The organism is Lelliottia sp. RWM.1, from assembly GCF_016859735.1.
GTDB lineage: Bacteria > Pseudomonadota > Gammaproteobacteria > Enterobacterales > Enterobacteriaceae > Enterobacter.
On record NZ_WLVC01000127.1, the window covers coordinates 1 to 1,258 of the forward strand.

At 52.6% G+C, this 1,258-nt stretch carries 1 protein-coding gene; it reads right to left on the bottom strand.

What is annotated here, in order from left to right:
• Nucleotides 1–30: 30 nt before the first annotated feature.
• A protein-coding gene (locus tag GF617_RS26860; protein WP_203452776.1) for an IS3 family transposase occupies nucleotides 31–1,193 on the bottom strand; the annotation gives its coding sequence in 2 pieces (ribosomal slippage) (nucleotides 31–932 and nucleotides 932–1,193; 1,164 coding nt in all).
• Nucleotides 1,194–1,258 lie beyond the last annotated feature (65 nt).

The following is a 1,258-nucleotide window of genomic DNA, read 5'->3' on the forward strand; positions in this document are numbered from 1 at the left end:
TGATCCTACCCGCGTAATATGGACACAACCCTAAGCGAGGTTCTGGTTTTCAAATTGTTCCGGACTAAGACCGCCACAGGCACTGTGACGACGCCACCGATTGTAATCACACTCAATATAATTAAACACTGCTGTCCGCATGATTTCCCGGCTGACAAAGTCCTCTCCGTGGATACATTCCACCTTCAGCGTATGGAAGAAGCTTTCCGCACAGGCATTGTCGTAACAACAACCTCTGGCGCTCATACTCCCCCGCAGATTGTGGCGTTTCAGCAAGCTCTGGTAATCCGTTGAACAGTACTGACCGCCTCTGTCTGTATGCACGATGACGTTTTCCGGACGTTTACGCCGCCACAGCGCCATCTGTAACGCATCGCAGGCAAGTTGTGCTGTCATCCGTGAGGACATCGACCAGCCAATGACTGACCGCGACCACAGATCGATAACCACGGCCAGATAAAGCCAGCCTTCACCAGTGCGAAGATACGTGATGTCACCCACCCACTTCTGATTCGGGCCGCTGGCGTAAAAGTCCTGCTTCAGCAGATTCTCTGAGACTGGCAGACCATGTTCGCGGTAACTGACCGGACTGAACTTTCGTGAAGCTTTCGCCCGTAGCCCCTGACGACGCAGGCTGGCAGCCACGGTTTTCACGTTGAAGCGGTAACCCTGGGCACGAAGCTCATCCGTCAGGCGTGGCGCTCCATAGCGTTGTTTTGCGTCACTGAATGCTTCCCGGACGACGTTATCACAGACAAGGCGGAACTGCTGACGCCGGTTTACCTGATAACGACGCTGATACCAGATGTACCAGCCACTACGGGTAACCTGAAGTACACGGCACATGGCTTTGATACTGAACTCAGCCTGATGTTTTTCGATGAAGACATACTTCATTTCAGGCGCTTCGCGAAGTATGTCGCGGCCTTTTGGAGAATGGCCAGTTCCTCATCCCGTTCTGCCAGTTGACGTTTCAGACGGGCGATCTCAGCGGACATTTCCTGCTCGCGTTCAGAAGAAGAGAACTGATTTTGCTGTTTGCTTCGCCAGTTGTAGAGCTGTGATTCATACAGGTTAAGTTCGCGGGCGGCAGCTGCCACCCCAATGCGTTCAGCCAGTTTCAGGGCTTCCTGACGAAATTCAGGAGTGTGCTGCTTGCGTGGCTTTTTGGTGGTTGATGTTGGTTTTGTCATGTGAGTCACCTCTGGTTGAGAGTTTACTCACTTAGTCGCGTGTCCACTATTGCTGGGTAAGATCA